The sequence below is a fragment of the Pseudarthrobacter sulfonivorans genome (assembly GCF_001484605.1).
Taxonomy (GTDB): domain Bacteria; phylum Actinomycetota; class Actinomycetes; order Actinomycetales; family Micrococcaceae; genus Arthrobacter; species Arthrobacter sulfonivorans_A.
Genome location: NZ_CP013747.1, coordinates 954,106 through 970,121 on the forward strand (window position 1 = coordinate 954,106; position 16,016 = coordinate 970,121).

At 65.3% G+C, this 16,016-nt stretch carries 15 protein-coding genes; 13 read left to right on the plus strand and 2 right to left on the minus strand.

Annotation, left to right across the window (positions count from 1 at the left end; genetic code table 11):
• Nucleotides 1-211 precede the first annotated feature (211 nt).
• The 6 genes from AU252_RS04180 (at nt 212) to AU252_RS04205 (ending at nt 6,987) form a co-directional block, all read left to right on the plus strand.
• Nucleotides 212-1,360, plus strand: a complete 1,149-nt coding sequence (locus AU252_RS04180; protein WP_058929642.1) for a 5-(carboxyamino)imidazole ribonucleotide synthase — start codon at nt 212-214, stop codon at nt 1,358-1,360.
• Complete coding sequence (gene purE, locus AU252_RS04185; protein WP_058929643.1) at nt 1,357-1,935, plus strand: 5-(carboxyamino)imidazole ribonucleotide mutase; 579 nt, start codon at nt 1,357-1,359, stop codon at nt 1,933-1,935. Before AU252_RS04180 ends, purE begins: the two co-directional genes overlap by 4 nt.
• A gap of 10 nt (nt 1,936-1,945) precedes the next feature.
• Nucleotides 1,946-3,592 (plus strand): LCP family protein, encoded by a 1,647-nt coding sequence (locus AU252_RS04190; RefSeq protein ID WP_058932734.1) that lies wholly within the window; start codon nt 1,946-1,948, stop codon nt 3,590-3,592.
• 79 nt (nt 3,593-3,671) lie between these two features.
• Nucleotides 3,672-4,922, plus strand: a complete 1,251-nt coding sequence (gene manA, locus AU252_RS04195) for a mannose-6-phosphate isomerase, class I (protein WP_058929644.1) — start codon at nt 3,672-3,674, stop codon at nt 4,920-4,922.
• A 3-nt stretch (nt 4,923-4,925) separates the two neighbouring features.
• Nucleotides 4,926-5,900 carry a lipid II:glycine glycyltransferase FemX gene (locus AU252_RS04200; RefSeq protein ID WP_058929645.1) on the plus strand — a complete coding sequence of 325 codons (975 nt, stop codon included), beginning with the start codon at nt 4,926-4,928 and terminating at the stop codon, nt 5,898-5,900.
• Between the two features lie 109 nt (nt 5,901-6,009).
• Nucleotides 6,010-6,987 (plus strand): hypothetical protein, encoded by a 978-nt coding sequence (locus tag AU252_RS04205; protein WP_058929646.1) that lies wholly within the window; start codon nt 6,010-6,012, stop codon nt 6,985-6,987.
• A gap of 62 nt (nt 6,988-7,049) precedes the next feature.
• Here AU252_RS04205 and glpX read toward each other — a convergent pair whose 3' ends face one another.
• Nucleotides 7,050-8,072 (minus strand): class II fructose-bisphosphatase, encoded by a 1,023-nt coding sequence (glpX, locus tag AU252_RS04210; RefSeq protein ID WP_205630678.1) that lies wholly within the window; start codon nt 8,070-8,072, stop codon nt 7,050-7,052.
• Between the two features lie 209 nt (nt 8,073-8,281).
• On the opposite strand from glpX, the gene AU252_RS04215 reads away from it, so the two are divergent.
• The 5 genes from AU252_RS04215 (at nt 8,282) to AU252_RS04235 (ending at nt 13,623) form a co-directional block, all read left to right on the plus strand.
• Nucleotides 8,282-8,962 (plus strand): DUF4245 domain-containing protein, encoded by a 681-nt coding sequence (locus AU252_RS04215; protein ID WP_083510250.1) that lies wholly within the window; start codon nt 8,282-8,284, stop codon nt 8,960-8,962.
• A 9-nt stretch (nt 8,963-8,971) separates the two neighbouring features.
• Entirely contained in the window at nt 8,972-9,586 is a 615-nt protein-coding gene (locus AU252_RS04220; protein ID WP_058929648.1) for a carbonic anhydrase, read from the plus strand.
• Nucleotides 9,587-9,662: 76 nt separating this feature from the next.
• Nucleotides 9,663-11,084 (plus strand): class II fumarate hydratase, encoded by a 1,422-nt coding sequence (locus AU252_RS04225; protein ID WP_058929649.1) that lies wholly within the window; start codon nt 9,663-9,665, stop codon nt 11,082-11,084.
• 179 nt (nt 11,085-11,263) lie between these two features.
• Nucleotides 11,264-11,923 (plus strand): TetR/AcrR family transcriptional regulator, encoded by a 660-nt coding sequence (locus AU252_RS04230; RefSeq protein WP_058929650.1) that lies wholly within the window; start codon nt 11,264-11,266, stop codon nt 11,921-11,923.
• Nucleotides 11,920-13,623, plus strand: a complete 1,704-nt coding sequence (locus AU252_RS04235; protein WP_058929651.1) for an MDR family MFS transporter — start codon at nt 11,920-11,922, stop codon at nt 13,621-13,623. Before AU252_RS04230 ends, AU252_RS04235 begins: the two co-directional genes overlap by 4 nt.
• A gap of 139 nt (nt 13,624-13,762) precedes the next feature.
• Here AU252_RS04235 and AU252_RS04240 read toward each other — a convergent pair whose 3' ends face one another.
• On the minus strand, nt 13,763-14,320 hold the full coding sequence (locus AU252_RS04240) for a prepilin peptidase (protein WP_058929652.1): 558 nt from the start codon (nt 14,318-14,320) through the stop codon (nt 13,763-13,765).
• A 59-nt stretch (nt 14,321-14,379) separates the two neighbouring features.
• On the opposite strand from AU252_RS04240, the gene AU252_RS04245 reads away from it, so the two are divergent.
• Together AU252_RS04245 and AU252_RS04250 are read left to right on the plus strand one after the other, a co-directional pair.
• On the plus strand, nt 14,380-15,174 hold the full coding sequence (locus tag AU252_RS04245) for a hypothetical protein (RefSeq protein WP_058932736.1): 795 nt from the start codon (nt 14,380-14,382) through the stop codon (nt 15,172-15,174).
• A 72-nt stretch (nt 15,175-15,246) separates the two neighbouring features.
• The gene (locus AU252_RS04250; RefSeq protein WP_058929653.1) at nt 15,247-15,894 is read left to right on the plus strand and encodes a GNAT family N-acetyltransferase; all 648 of its coding nucleotides are present in this window, start codon (nt 15,247-15,249) and stop codon (nt 15,892-15,894) included.
• Nucleotides 15,895-16,016 lie beyond the last annotated feature (122 nt).

Sequence of the window (16,016 nt, forward strand, 5' to 3'; positions counted from 1 at the left end):
GGCCGTCCGTTCATTGGGCCACACGGCCAGAGGTCTATTTTAGACCCGAAATCGGTGAACCCGCCCCACGCGGAGTGAAGGGTGATCGCGGAAATACCCGAAAAGCGGGCCCTTCGACGTCCCAAAGCCCGGATCCGGTGAGCTTTTCTGTAGGCTGGCATATGTGACTTTTCCAGTAATCGGCGTAGTTGGCGGCGGCCAACTCGCGCGCATGATGGCCCCGGCCGCTACCGCCCTTGGCTTTGAACTCCGTGTCCTGGCTGAGGCTGAGGACGTTTCAGCCGTGTCTGCTGTGTCCACTTCACCGGTGGGTGACTACAAGGACCTCCAGACTCTCCTCGACTTCGCGGACGGCCTGGATGTCATGACGTTCGACCACGAACACGTCCCCACGGACCACCTCCGCGCGCTTTTGGCCGCTGGCGTGAATGTCCAGCCCGGTCCGGACGCCCTGCTTAATGCCCAGGACAAACTGGTGATGAGGGCTGCCATCGACAGCCTTGGTCTCCCAAACCCCATCTGGGCTGCTGTCGCTGACGTCGCCGCGCTCGTGGACTTCGGCGAAGAAACGGGTTGGCCGGTTGTCCTCAAGATGCCCCGCGGCGGCTACGACGGAAAGGGCGTGCGGATCATCGACTCCGCCGAGGCCGCCGAAGAGGCTGCTCCGTGGTTCGAGGCCATGAGCCCGCTCCTCGCCGAAGCCAAAGTTGAGTTCAGCCGCGAACTGTCCGCGCTGGTGGCGCGGACCCCGGGCGGCGAAGCGAGAGCCTGGCCGGTGGTGCACACTATCCAGGTCGACGGCGTCTGCGACGAAGTCATCGCCCCTGCCCTTGACATCCCCCTCGAGGTCGCCGCGGCCGCGGAAGACGCGGCACTGCGCGTCGCCACGGAACTTGGCGTCACCGGAGTCATGGCGGCGGAACTCTTTGAAACACCGGGCTCCGGCGTCGGCTTCCTGATTAACGAACTCGCGATGCGCCCCCACAACACCGGCCACTGGACCCAGGACGGTTCGGTTACCAGCCAGTTTGAGCAGCACCTGCGGGCGGTCCTGGACCTGCCGCTCGGTGCCACCGACATCCTGGGCCCGGTAGTGGTCATGAAAAACTTCCTGGGCGGCGACAACCAGGATCTGTTTTCCGCCTACCCGGCCGCCCTCGCCAGCGAGCCGGCCGCCAAGGTCCACTGCTACGGAAAATCAGTGCGTCCGGGACGCAAGATTGGCCATGTCAACCTCGTAGGGACCTCCACGGATGATGTGGACTCGGTCCGGCAACGCGCAACCCGGGTGGCGGCCATCATCCGCGACGGCCGGGTTCCCACCGAAGAATCAGCACGGATTTCCGAGGAGAACGCATGACCACCGAAACCACCACCGGCACCGTCCCCCGTCCCATCGTTGGGCTGGTCATGGGCTCAGACTCGGATTGGCCAGTCATGGAGGCCGCCGCGGATGCATTGGCTGAGTTCGGCATCCCCTTTGAAGCCGATGTGGTCTCCGCACACCGGATGCCCACCGAAATGATCCGGTACGGCCAGACCGCCCACGAACGCGGGCTGCGGGTCATCATCGCAGGCGCCGGCGGAGCTGCCCACCTTCCCGGCATGCTGGCAAGCGTGACTCCCTTGCCCGTTATTGGCGTCCCGGTCCCGCTGAAGACCCTGGACGGCATGGATTCCCTCCTCTCCATCGTGCAAATGCCGGCCGGCGTTCCCGTAGCCACCGTGTCCATTGCCGGTGCCCGGAACGCAGGCCTGCTAGCAGTCCGGATCCTCGCGTCGGGCACGGACGAACTGGCAGCCACGCTCCGCGCCGACCTCCTGGACTTCGCCCAGGAACTCAACGACGTCGCCACCCGCAAGGGAGCCAACCTCAGGCAGAAAGTCAGCGAAGTCTTCGCCGACGGCAATGGTGTTCTCCGGGGCAGCCGTTAAGGAACCGGACATGTCCAGAAGCGAACCGCAGCAGCCAGCCACCGGCAAGGTCATGACTGATCCCGTCCGGTATCCGACCAGCGCCTCAGCCCCCGTCCGGACCAAACGGGGCTTTGCCCTAGTCGTGATGACCCTTCTGGTGCCCGGCAGCGCTCAAATTGTGGCCGGCGACCGCAGGCTCGGCCGTCTTGCCCTTCGCGTCACCCTGAGCGCCTGGGCTTTGCTGGCGGTCACCCTGCTGCTGCTGGTGGTGAACCGGTCGCTCCTGATAAACGTCATCACCAATCAGTTCGCCTCGCTGGTGATCATCCTGGTTCTGGTGGCCCTGGCGCTCGGGTGGGCGTTTCTGTTCATCAACACACTCCGGCTGATCCGCCCCGTGCTGCTGGCACCGGCGGCGCGTCCCGCCGTCGGCATCGCCCTGGTCCTTGCCCTGGTCCTGAGCAGCGGCACCTTGGGGTATGCCGCCTACCTGCTGAACGTGGGACGCAACGCCATCGGCAGCATCTTCGCGACGGGACCGTCGATCGATCCTGTGGACGGCCGCTACAACTTCCTGATGATGGGCGGTGACGCCGGTGACGACCGCACTGGCCGGCGCCCGGACAGCCTCTCCGTGCTCAGCGTGGACGCCAAGAGCGGCCAGACTGCCATCATCTCCGTGCCGCGTAACCTGCAGAACGCCCAGTTCAGCGAAGGCTCGCCCATGCGCGAGATCTACCCGGACGGCTACGACTGCGGCGATGTGTGCCTGATCAACGCCATTAACACCGAAGTGACGAATGACTACGCCGACCTCTACCCGGGTGTAGCCGATCCCGGTGCGCAGGCGACTCTCGAGGCAGTCTCAGGAACGCTGGGAATTACTGTCCAGGCCTACGTCCTGGTGGATATGGCGGGCTTCGCCAAACTCATTGACGCGATGGGCGGCATCAAAATCAAGGCCGGCGGCTGGGTTCCGATGAGCGGTTACTTCGACGAGGTTACCCGCACCCATGGCATGCCCTTGGGCTGGATTCCTGCCGGTGAACAAACACTCGATGGCGAGCACGCCCTTTGGTACGGCCGGTCCCGCGAATACGTCGACGACTATTCCCGGATCCAGCGACAGCAGTGCGTCCAGCAGGCCATGCTGAAGCAGCTGGACCCGGCCACGCTACTGTCCAAATTCGAGGACATCGCCAGCGCAGGCACCAAGGTTGTGGAGTCCAATATCTCCTCGTCCCAGCTGGGCAGCTTTGTGGACCTCGCCATGAAGGCCAAGGGGTTGGAGGTCAAGCGGCTCACCATCGGCCCGCCCGACTTCGACGCGTCCTTCTCCACGGTGCCCGACTTCGACATCATCCACGCCAAGGTGGACCAGCTGCTGGCATCAGCTTCGGGCCCACAGGCTGCCGCACCCGTTGACAGCATGGTGCAGGCATCAAGCGTCGGTGGAGTCCTGCAGGCGTCCCCGCCACTGCGGCCGGCTGCCAGCCTGCCAGCCGGCTGGGCCGCGCAGCAAACCCCACCGCCGTCGTCGGACTTCACCCCGGTGACTACAACGCCCGACGGCGAACCGATCACCGAGGAGCTGCTGAATCAGCTCAAGCGCGAGGGTGACGAGGAAGCTATCCGCCAACTCGTGGCCACCAACGGACAATGTGCCCCGCAGTAGGCTCCTGCTGCCGTCCTGACTGCATAGAACCCTGGCTGCAGAGAAGCACCGAAACGAACACCAAGAATGGACACCGGCTGTGTACGAAATTGAGAACGTCCTCCGCGACTACGCCTGGGGATCCACCACCGCCATCGCCGGGCTGCTGGGACGCCCCGAGTCCGGCCGGCCGGAAGCCGAACTCTGGATCGGCGCCCACCCCGGCGCCCCCTCGGTGGCCCGCCGGGTGGACGGCTCCGTGGCACCCCTGGATGCCTTGATTGCCGAAGATCCGGAACATTTCCTGGGCAGCGAATCTGTGGCCGAGTTTGGCCCGCGGCTCCCGTTCCTGACCAAGATCCTTGCTGCCGCGCTGCCGTTGTCCCTCCAGGTCCATCCCAGCATCGAACAGGCCAAAGCGGGATTCGCCCGGGAGAATGCTGACGGCATTGCGCCCGATGCCGCGCACCGCAACTACCGCGATGACAACCACAAGCCCGAAATGATCTTCGCGCTGACGCCGTTCGAAGCGTTGTGCGGGTTCCGGGCGCCGGCATCAACCCGGAAGATTCTGCTCCACCTTGCCGCCTGCTTCGACCTGGTGGAAACCGGGGTCCCGCCCCTGCTCGTGGAGCTGCTTGAGGTCCTGGAGAACCCGGACGAGGGTGCCGGCCTCAGGAGCGCCTTCGAGCGCCTGATCACGGGCGGCGATGACGTCTCCCACACCACAGCCATGGTGGCCGCGGCTCTGATCTCCGGCGCTCCGCTGGCACCGTACCAAGCGGAACTGTCCACGGTCATCAGCCTCAACGAGAAGTACCCGGGTGATCCCGGCGTGCTGATTTCGCTGCTGCTGAACAGGATTTCGCTGGCCCCCGGCGAGGCCGTCTACCTCCCCGCGGGCAACGTGCACGCGTACCTGCACGGCTTGGGTGTTGAAGTCATGGCGTCCTCGGACAACGTGCTCCGCGGCGGGCTGACGCCGAAATACATCGATGTGCCGGAGCTGTTGCGGACCATCGAATTCCAGCCTGTGGCGGTGCCGCTGCTCGCGCCGGAAGTCTCCGGCCTTGGCCAGGAGCTGTACCAGCCGCCCTTCCGGGAGTTCCAGCTTCAGCGGATCGAACTGGCACCCGGCGCGGAGCCGGTGCCGCTGGCCCAGGCGGGCGCCGTCGTCGTTATTGTTGTTGCCGGATCGGTGTATCTCGATTCGCCCAAGGGCGACCTGCAGCTGGCCCGCGGGGGCAGCGCTTTCCTTCCCGCCGCGGAAGCACCGGTCAATGTCCACCCGGTGGCCGGTGCCGAGTCCCCTGCCGTTGCCTTCGCCGTGACCACATCCCTGAAGGCCTGAGCCGTGGAATTCTTCCTGCAGACGCCTGCCTGGGCGGATGTCCAGTCGTCGCTGGGCCGCACAGTCCATCAGCAGTCCGGCCCGGGCTGGAGCTTCCTGGCCGTCGAGGAGAAAAACCCGGCCGGAAAGGTCCTCTACGCCCCCTATGGGCCGGTGGCATCCTCCGCGGAGGCGTTCGACGCCGCCCTGGCCGCCCTGGTGGCAACGGCACGCTCGTGCGGGGCTGTGTTTGTCAGGATTGAGCCGGTGTCCGCCGGGCTGGAGATGCCGGCCGCCGCGGAGCTCAGCCGGCGCGGCCTGCAGCCGGCACCCGTGAACCAGCAGCCTGAACTCAGCTGGATCGTGGACCTCGAAGACGACTTCAAGGACGTCCTGGCCGCGATGAAGCCTGTGAACCGGAACCTCTACCGGAACATCCACAAGAAGGGCGTCACGTTCCGGACGTCACAGGAACCGGACGACATCAGGATCCTGCTGGACTTCCTGCACATGACATCCCGGCGGAACGGATTCAAGCCGCAGAGCGACGCGTACCTGACGCAGGTGGCGGCCTCCCTCATGCCGGCAGGCGCTGCGACGCTGTTCATCGCCGAATTGCACGGTGGGCCCATCGCCGCGGCCTTGGCCTACGATTCCGCGGATACCCGGACCTATGCCCACGCAGCCCTGGATGACACGCACCGTAAGCTCAGTGCGGGGATACCGCTCCTGGTGACCCTGATGGCGGATGCGAAGGACCGCGGCCTGAAATACGTGGACCTTTGGGGTGTTGCGCCGGCGGACCAGCCCGGCCACAAATGGGCCGGTTTCACCGCGTTCAAGAAGTCCTTCGGCGGCCACGAGGTAGCGTACCCCGGCACTTGGGACCTCCCCGTTCAAAAGCTCCGGTACAACGCGTACCAGCTGGCCCGCAAGCTGCGCGACAGGCTTCGCGCCCTCCGCTCCCCCTCCGCGCGCCCAGCGCGAACGGACACTTAAGCCCCCTCACCCAGCTCTGTCCAGGGCCGCAGGTGTCCTCTCGCGCATTCGACCGGACAAAACCTGTGGATAACGGCTTTGCCACCGCCAGACGTGTGCACACTAAAGCATGGGCCTCGCACCGCTCCCTGGGGAGCTACTCACCGGATCGTTTACGTCGGCCACCGCGGAGGCTTTCGGAGTGTCGCGCAAACGGCAGCGGCAACCCGACGTCGTTATTCCATCCCGCGGCGTACGCATTCCGCTGGAGAGCAGCGCCGGCGCCGCGGCCAACCTCCGGGCGTACACGGCGCTGGACGAAACGTCGGTGCTCACGCATCACTCGGGCGGCAGAATATGGGAGTTAGGGCTTCCGCCGTGGCTACAGGAAGACTGGCGGATCCACGTGGCTCGGGAGCGGGAAGGCAGCAGACCCCGGCGCCAGAACGTCGTAGGCCACCGGATGACGTTCAAGCCTGGCGAGGTTGTGATGCACGACGGCGTCCGCGTCACCTCGCCAGCCCGCACGTGGCTGGATTTGGCAAATCTGCTCACCGTAGATGAATTAATCGCCGTCGGTGACTCCGTGGTTGCCAGCCACGGAACTGACTTCCCCCGGCCCAAAGAGCCACTGGCCACGATGCATGATCTGCACCGCATGATCGCCGCACATCCCGGGATGAGGGGCATGAAAACGGCACGGCTGGCCATCGACGAAATCAGGGTTGGTGCCGATTCCCCACAGGAAACAAAGATGCGGCTGGCACTGGCGCGCACGGGCCTTGGCGAACCGGCTTTGAACCACGTAATCCGCAATGGCTGGGGTCAGCCCGCGGTGTGGCCGGATGCTGCGTACATTCAACATCGGTTGGCGCTGCAGTACGACGGCTCCCATCACTCGGATGCCCGGCAAGTACGGCTCGACAACAAGCGCAGGACCGTCACTGAGCGGCTCGGCTGGACGGAAGTCAGGGTCTTCAAGGAGGACCTTGAGGGAGACAAACCCTTCGTCCTCGAACTGGTGAAGGCCGCCTTGCAGTCCCGCCACCGGGCCGGGGACGTCCAAAATCGCTCGCGAGGCAGGGGACATGCGCGAACGGACACTTGAGGCCCCTTGTTCCGGGGCCTCAAGTGTCCGTTCGCGCAGGAGTACGCGGGGTGAAGAACCTGCTAGTTCTTGCGGGCGTAGCCTTCCCACTTGCTGGCCTGGTGCTCGCCGTCAACAAAGCGGATGGTGCCGGACTTGGAACGCATCACGATGGACTGCGTGAGGACCTTGTCCTTGGAGTAGCGGACGCCCTTGAGGAGGTCGCCGTCCGTGATGCCGGTGGCCGCGAAGTAGCAGTTGTCGCTGGACACGAGGTCATTGGTGGACAGCACGCGGTCCAGGTCGTGGCCGGCGTCGATCGCCTTCTGCTTTTCGTCGTCGCTGGTAGGCCACAGCCGGCCCTGGATGACGCCGCCGAGCGACTTGATGGCGCAGGCTGCAACGATGCCTTCCGGGGTGCCGCCGATGCCCATGAGGGCGTCGACGCCGGTGCCGGAGCGGGCTGCGGCAATGGCGCCGGCAACGTCGCCGTCCATGATGAACTTAGTGCGCGCACCGGCTTCGCGGATCTCTTCGACCAGCGGGCGGTGGCGGTCGCGGTCAAGGATCATGACGTTGAGCTGGTTGACCTTCACGCCCTTCGCCTTGGCGATCAGGTGCAGGTTCTGCTTGACCGGCAGGCGGAGGTCCACCATGTCGGCGGCTTCCGGGCCCGTAACGAGCTTTTCCATGTAGAACACCGCGGACGGATCGAACATGGAGCCGCGCTCAGCCACGGCGAGGACTGCCAGGGCGTTGTTGATGCCGAGGGCGGCCAGCCGGGTTCCGTCGATCGGGTCCACGGCAACGTCGCACTCGGGGCCGGTGCCGTCGCCAACATGTTCGCCGTTGAACAGCATGGGGGCTTCGTCTTTTTCGCCTTCGCCGATGACCACAACGCCGTTGAAGTGGACCGTGTGAAGGAAGGAGCGCATGGCGTCAACGGCGGCACCGTCGGCCTTGTTCTTATCTCCGAAACCAACCCAGTGGCCGCCGGCAATAGCCGCGGCTTCGGTGACGCGGACAAGCTCAAGGGCAAGGTTGCGGTCCGGCTCGTCGACACCCACAGCCAGGGAGGGGGAGATCGTGGAGTACTGCTGGGTCATAGGCGCTGGTGACACGTGAACCTCTTCTTTGAGTGGCGATCATTGGATCCGCTCAGCCGGATTCAGCCGATGCGGTGATTCCTCTGCTACTGATCATAGTCGCGGCGGCGACCCCGGGGCGTGGCATGACGCCACCCTGCAACATGGACCTGCACACCCCCGACTGTGAGTTGCGCGTAAACATGGGCGACTATAGAGGGGTGAGTGAAATGCAGGAAAAAACCAGCCCCGGGCCCGACCCCTCCGACTCCGGAGCTAAAGGCGGCAGCGCCGGCACGGCCGACGCAGCCCCTGTCCGCCCAGTAATCCCGGCCGCCGCGGCGAAGCGTGCCAATGCCTCCGTGATCGGCATGATCGTTGCCCTGGTGGTCAGCATCGCCGCCTTCCTGCCCATCATCCTGATGAACCCCCTCCCCAAGAGCGACGGATTCCGCCCGAACATCGACGTCGGCGCAGTGGCCAGGAATGCCACGGATGTGGCGGGCTTCACACCCGTAACACCGGACACCGGCAAGTCGTTCACGTCCAACTACGCCCGATGGGAGTCGGGCACCGGCAGCGGCGTTCCCACGTGGGAAGTTGGCTACCTGACACCGAACCAGTCCTTCATCGGCCTGGTCCAGACCCGCCAGTCCAACCCCACCTGGCTCGTCCAGCAGACCAAGAGCGCTCCCGTGACGGGAACGCGTGCGGCGGGCGGACAGGACTGGGAGCTGCGTGACACCGGCAAAGGCGAGAAGAGCATGGTGCTGAATTACCGCGGAACCACCGTTGTCCTGACGGGAAGCGCTCAGCTGGACGAGTTCGCCGAACTCGCCACCGCCGTCGTGCAGTCCATGGACGCCAACCCGGCCGTCACAGTTTCACCGTCAGCCAGCACCGCCCCGTAAAGTAAGCCCGTGGCTACCTACCTGACCCCCGCCCTTGCCTGGCGCCGCATGCGCGAAGGCAACGAACGCTTTGTTGCCGGCGAATCGTCCCACCCGAACCAGGACGCGTCCCGCCGGTCGTCGCTGGTGGAAAACCAACACCCGTTTGCCGTGATCTTCGGCTGCTCGGACTCCCGGCTCGCCGCAGAGATTATCTTCGACCTCGGCCTGGGGGACGCCTTCGTGGTGCGCACCGCCGGCCAGGTGATTGACGACGCCGTCCTGGGCTCCCTCGAATACAGCATCAGTGTGCTGGGGGTGCCGCTGATCGTGGTGCTGGGGCATGACAGCTGCGGCGCCGTCAGTGCCACCAAGTCCGCAGTGGACACCGGCAACATGCCGGTGGGCTTTATGCGGGACCTGGTGGAGCGCATCACGCCTTCTGTCTTGACGTCCATGCGGAACGGCGAGCACGAGATCAACGACATGGTGGTGGAGCACGTCAAGCAGACGTCCAAGCGCCTGGTGGACAGCTCCCGTGTGATTTCGGCCGCAATCGAGGACGGCCGCGCCGCGGTGATCGGCCTCTCCTACAGCCTCGCCGAGGGCCGCGCCAACGTGGTTTCCGGGATTGGCGAGGTCTAGGCCCCGCCCGGATCAGTGCCCGTAGCATGCGGTTCACGGTTTTAGTCCGGACCCCGGATCGCCCTAAGCTAGCCCCATGACTTCCACTGAAGAATTCCGCATTGAACACGACACGATGGGCGAAGTCCGCGTCCCCGTGAACGCCCTGTACCGTGCACAGACGCAGCGTGCAGTTGAAAACTTCCCCATCTCCGGCAAGACCCTGGAACGCGCGCACATCGAGGCGCTGGCCCGGGTCAAAAAGGCTGCCGCGCAGGCCAACGCAGAACTTGGGGTGCTCGACGGCGAGCTGGCCAAGGCGATCGCTGCGGCTGCCGATGAGGTAGCTGCCGGCAAGTACGACGGCGACTTCCCCATCGACGTCTTCCAGACCGGTTCCGGCACGTCCTCGAACATGAACATGAACGAGGTCATCGCCGAGCTGGCCACGCGTGCCCTCAAGGCCGCCGGGAGTGACAAAGTTGTCCACCCGAACGACCACGTCAACGCCTCGCAGTCCTCCAACGACGTCTTCCCCACCTCGGTCCACGTTGCCGCCACCTCAGCCCTGATCAACGACCTCATCCCGGCTCTCGGCTACCTGGCCGATTCGCTGGAGCGCAAGGCCGTGGAGTTCAAGGACGTCGTCAAGTCCGGCCGCACCCACCTCATGGACGCCACCCCGGTAACGCTCGGCCAGGAGTTCGGCGGCTACGCAGCCCAGGTCCGCTACGGCATCGAGCGCATCAACGCCGCGCTCCCCCGTGTTGCCGAAGTTCCGCTCGGCGGCACCGCGGTGGGCACCGGTATCAACACCCCCGCCGGCTTCCCGGAACGTGTCATCGAACTGCTCGCCACGGACACCGGCCTGCCGCTGACCGAGGCCCGCGACCACTTCGAGGCCCAGGCCAACCGCGACGGCCTCATCGAAGGCTCAAGCCAGCTGCGCAACATCGCGATCTCCTTCATGAAGATCAACAATGACCTCCGCTGGATGGGCTCCGGCCCCAACACCGGCCTCGGCGAAATCGCCATCCCGGACCTGCAGCCGGGCTCCTCGATCATGCCGGGCAAGGTCAACCCGGTCATCTGCGAGGCGTCCATCATGGTCTGCGCCCAGGTCATCGGCAACGACACCGCCATCGCCTGGTCCGGCACCAACGGCGCCTTCGAGCTCAACGTGGGCATCCCCGTGATGGCCGCCAACCTGCTCGAGTCCATCCGCCTGCTGGCCAACACCAGCCGCGTCATGGCGGACAAGATGATCGACGGCATCACCGCCAACGTGGAGCGCGCCCGATTCCTGGCCGAGGCCTCCCCCTCGATCGTGACTCCGCTGAACAAGTACATCGGCTACGAGAACGCGGCCAAAATCGCCAAGAAGGCCGTGGCCGAGGGCCTCACCATCCGTGAGACCGTCGTCGCCATGGGCTTCCTGGAGCGCGGCGAGGTCACCGAAGGGCAGCTGGATACCGCGCTGGACGTTATGTCCATGACGCGCCCGCCGCACAAGGCATAGGTCCCCACCGCCTCCCTTGCTTCGCTCCGCTCAGCCAGGGAACCCTCGGCGGCGGAGGCCCCTAACGAACAACGTACGACGGCGGCCGGCACCTTCCCCACGGAAGGCGCCGGCCGTCGTCGTTCGTGGTGCCTGCATTCTTTTTGCACTATTCATGATTTAGTGCAAAACTTTACTTTGTGGAAAATAGTGCAAACATCGACGGCGGCCTCCGGGAACGCAAGCGCCAGCAGACGCGCCAGGCTGTCACCGCCGTCGCGCGCTCGTTGACCGCGGCCAAAGGGCTCAACGGCTTCACGGTCGAGGAGGTCTGCGAAGAGGTGGGCATCTCCCGCCGGACGTTCTTCAACTACTTCCCCACCAAGGAAGACGCCATCCTGGGCCATCACGACGACGAGCATCCCGGCGAACTCATGGCCGGCTTCCTGGCCGGCGGCGGCGAACCGGGGACCATCTCCGAATCCCTGCTGGCCGACCTCATCCAGCTCACCCTGGACATCTGGGCGTCGAAAGTGGATTCCGAGCCCGCCACCGATGTCCGCCAGCTCATCGCCGCGATCAAGAAGGAACCCCAACTTGTCGCAAAGATCGTCGGCATCAGCGCCGAACGCGAGGCCGCATCCCGCCAGCTCATTGCCCAGCGTGAAGGCGTCCCCGCCGATCACCCGGTAGTGGTCATGGCCGTCACCGCGATCACCGCCGTAGCCCACCACGCGCACGGAACCTACTTCTCGGCGTCGAACACCCGTAGTTTCCCGGAGCTGCTCCTCGAAGACGCCCGGGCCCTCAAGACCCTGTTCGCGCAGAACCTCCCCACCACCTCCAAAGGATCATCATGACCACTACCGTCGGTCCCAAAGCGGCAGCCGGCCCGCTGCTGCTGACCCAGAAACGCATCTGGATCATCTTCTCGGCGCTCATTGCGGGCATGCTGCTCTCCAGCCTCGACCAGACCATCGTCTCCACCGCCATGCCCACCATCGTGGGCAAACTCGGCGGCGTGGAGCACCAGGCCTGGATTACCACCGCCTACCTGTTGGCCACCACCATCGTGATGCCCATCTACGGCAAGTTCGGTGACGTCCTGGGCCGCCGGAACCTGTTCCTTGTGGCCGTCGCCCTGTTTACCCTCGCCTCAGTGGGCTGCGCCCTGGCCACCGATTTCTGGGGCTTTGTCATCTTCCGCGCCATCCAGGGCCTGGGCGGCGGTGGCCTGATGATCCTCTCGCAGGCGATCATCGCGGACATCGTCCCGGCGAAGGACCGCGGCAAGTACATGGGTCCCCTGGGCGCCATCTTCGGCCTTTCCGCCGTCGCCGGCCCGCTGCTGGGCGGATTCTTCGTGGATCACATGACGTGGGAATGGGCTTTCTACATCAACATCCCCATCGGCATCGCCGCCTTCGTCACAGCTTGGTTCACGCTGACACTGCCCAACAAGAAGGCCGAAAAGCGGATCGATATCCTGGGCGTGATCCTGCTGTCCGCCGCCACCACCTGCCTGATCTTCTTCACCGACTTCGGCGGCAAGAAGGACGATGGCTGGGATTCACCGCTGACATGGGCGTTCGGCGCCGGAATGCTCATCTCCGCGGCGGCTTTCGTTATGGTGGAGCGCCGCGCGGAGGATCCCATCATCCCGCTCAGCCTGTTCAAAAACCGAATCTTCGTCAACGCCACGGCCATCGGTTTTACTCTGGGCCTGGGCATGTTCGCCGCCATCGCCTTCGTTCCCACGTTCCTGCAGATGTCCTCCGGGACCTCTGCGGCTGAATCCGGGCTTCTGATGCTGCCCATGATGGTGGGCCTGATGGGCATGGCCATCTATTCGGGGATCCGGATCTCCAAGACCGGCAAGTACAAGATGTTCCCCATCCTCGGTGCCTCCCTGACGATCGCGGCGATGCTGTGGCTCACCACCCTGACCGCCGAAACCCCCATCTGGGTCATCTGCGTCCAGCTGTTCGTGTTCGGCGCAGGACTGGGTTCGATCATGCAGGTCATCGTCCTGGTGGTGCAGAATTCTGTCCCCGCCGATCAGATCGGCACGGCAACCAGCACCAACAACTACTTCCGCGAAGTCGGCGCGTCCCTGGGCGTGGCAGTGTTCGGCGCGATTTTCACCAACCGGCTCTCGGAATCGCTGACCAGCGCATTCACCGGCGCCGGAGAGTCCGCGGAACAGGCCTCGCAGTCCACCAGCACCCTGGACCCGCAGGCCCTGAGCCAGTTGCCGGACCAGCTGCGCGACGCAATCGTGAACGCCTACGCGGACTCTCTCGCTCCGGTCTTCTGGTATCTGGTGCCGTTCATCGCCCTAGCGCTGATCCTGGCCATCACCCTGAAGCAGATCCCGCTCTCGGACACCGCCGGCATGGTGGCCCGGGGCGAGGCTGTGGGCGGCGAGGAAGCAGAACGCCTGGAAGCAGAGCACCTGGCCCTGCTGAACGGCGGAACGGAGAAGGAGGCCGCCGCCGTCCCTGACCCCGTGGACAGCCTGAAGGACGACGACGGCGAGCTGGTCTCCCAGCGCCGCTGACCGGCGTCGTACGGCTATAAGCCATAGCGGCGGAAGCCGCAGAAACAAAGCCTGCAGGGGCGCCGCGATCTTGGGGGTTGCGGCGCCCCTGTTGTTTTCGTCGCGCCTGCGGACCGGGGCCGCAAGTGTCTCTCTCGCGCTAAGCGGGCAGCAGCATGGCGGCAGTGGCGCCGGCGAGCATAAACGGGCCGAACGGGATGGAAGACTTCAACGTGCCGCGGCGGGCCGCCAGCAGGGCCATGGACCAGAGGCCTCCCAGCAGGAAAGCTGCGAATGTCCCGGCAAAAACGTGCCCCCAGCCGAGATAGCCAAGGTACATCCCCAGGACGCCGGCCAGCTTCACGTCGCCAAAGCCCATGCCGGGCGGGTAAACCATCCGCAGGACAAAATAGAAAGCCCACAGGACCGCTCCCCCCGCCAGGATGCGCAGCGCCGGGATCCCCAGGAGCTCGGCGGCACCGTCGGGTGACCCCACGAGCGCGGCAGGACCGGCGATCACGTGCACCAAGGCCGCCGCGAGCAACAGGACCCCCGCCACACCGTAGGACGGGAAAACAATCCGGTTGGGCAGCAGATGGTGGCGAACGTCAATCACCGTCAGCCGGGCCGCCATAACCAAAAAGTAGGCACATGCGGCCAGCACCAGCCAGAACGCCAGCGGGGTGGCGTCCCACAGTCCATCGAGTCGTCGGATCACCCCTCGGATGCTACTGGATTCGCGCGCCGCACCGCAGAGCCCACGCGTAAACTGTGGATATGTCGACATGGGACACCAGGCGCCGGCCGGATCCGGAGGGCAGCGCCGCCGCTGCAGACCTGAGCACCATGTTCCGGAACCTTTGCCGGTCTTCCCCCTGGAAATGGCAGTCACTGCGCTTTGAATACTGGGATGAACCGTTTTCCGACGTCCCCGACCCGGCCGCTCCCCTGGTCCGCGCCTGGCTACGCCGGCCCGGGGCGCTGCGCCTGGAAACCGCCGACCGGCTTGTCCTCCACAGCACCACCGGCATCAACGATTCCAAGGACGGGTTGTACGTCAGCGCCACTCGGAAGTCCTGGCTGCTGCCGCCCCACCTCGTAGCGCCCGTTTACGACGACGGCGGCCTGGTCAGGCGCCGGCCGGAGGCAGCATACGGCGAACCAGGGTTCGGGAACGGCCGTTTCTCGGCTGCCCTTGATCCCGTGGAACTCGCCGGGAACGCACCGGTCCCCATTGAGTTCCCGGGCACTAACGCCGTGGACATCGACGCCGTTCGCCGCGTCGAACACGATGGCCGGCCGGCACTGGAGGCAACCGTGACGCCTACCGCGTCCTACCATCCAACGGATACTGCCGCTCCGCTCTGCCTGCCCGGCAGCAACCGGGTGCGGATCGACCTGGAAACCGGCGTCTGCGTGGCCAGCCAGTCAATGGAAGCGGCAACCCCGGATTACGGGCACTGGATCCGGATCCTCGCGGTGGACGAATACATGCTGGACGACCTGTTCGTGGCCGAGTCCATGAACCTTACGGACGTCCGCCGCCACATCAGCTGGGACATCCGCGCCTGATCACAGTTCCTGCTCCAGGCATCACCGGCGTTTGACAGACTCCCGTGGCCCGCCCTGGGCTAGGCTTCCCTGATGACCGCGCTGACTTCCATCTGGCCCCTCTTCGGCCTCAAGCTGACCACGCCCCGACTGGTGCTGCGTCCCATCGCCGACGCCGATATTCCCGCCGCAGTTGCAGCGGCCGCCAGCGGAGTCCACGAACCTGGATTGAGCCCCTTCAGCACTCCATGGACGGAACTGCCGGCGGAAGCATTAGGGCACAACATGGCGCAGTGGTACTGGCGCTGCCGCAGCCAGGCCACACCCGAGGACTGGACCCTGCTCCTGGGCATCTGGTACCAGGACGAATTCATCGGCTGCCAGGACATCGGCGCCAAGGACTTTGCCACCCTCAAAACCGTCAGTACCGGCTCCTGGCTCAAGCAGTCCCTCCACGGCCAAGGGCTCGGCACGGAGATGCGGGCCGCCGTCGCGCTTTACGCGTTCGACTGGCTCGGCGCCGAAGTGGCCGAATCCGAAGCCGCCGCCTGGAACGCCGCCTCCCTGGGCGTGTCCCGCTCCCTCGGCTACGAACTCAACGGCACCAACAGGCAATCCTGGGGCGGCAAGGCCGTCGAAGTCCAAAAAGTGCGCCTCACCCCCGCAACCTTCAAACGCCCCGACTGGACCCTCCAAGTGAAAGGCCACGAAGCAGCAGTTAAGCACCTCGGCGTCGGCTAGTGCGCCGTGTAGTGGCTCGGTTCGTCCGCCCCGAGCACTTCGCCGTCGCTTAGACACCTCCCGCCGCGCGGCTACGGTCGCTGGGCGACCTTCGCCACCCTCTGGTCGGCGATGCGCTCCTA